General features: G+C 76.7%; 1 pseudogene. It reads left to right on the top strand.

Annotated elements, in window-relative coordinates:
* Positions 1 to 232 (top strand): annotated as a pseudogene (locus KVS71_RS19245) (hypothetical protein); the annotation flags it as partial.

Here is a 232-nt window from a genome sequence, read left to right as displayed (position 1 = left end):
GGGGCGCCGCACCGGGAGGGCGCCCAGCCCCCGCGCGACACGCCGCCGCGCCTGCTCGGGACGATCGACGGCGAGAGCCCCCTGGAGGACTTCGCCGCCGGACTCCCGGTGCCGCCCCCGACGACCGACCCCCGCTGGCTCGCGATCCCCGGCGTGAAGATCTTCGCCGACGGCATCCCGCCGGTTGTCACCCCCTCGACTGCTGCCCCCTTTCCCAGCGGGACGACCTGCA

Origin of the sequence: Microbacterium sp. GbtcB4, from assembly GCF_019091465.1 — a bacterium.
Classification (GTDB): Bacteria; Actinomycetota; Actinomycetes; order Actinomycetales; family Microbacteriaceae; genus Microbacterium; species Microbacterium paraoxydans.
Note: the sequence above shows the minus strand (reverse complement) of the source record. Positions and strands in the feature narration are given on the sequence as shown.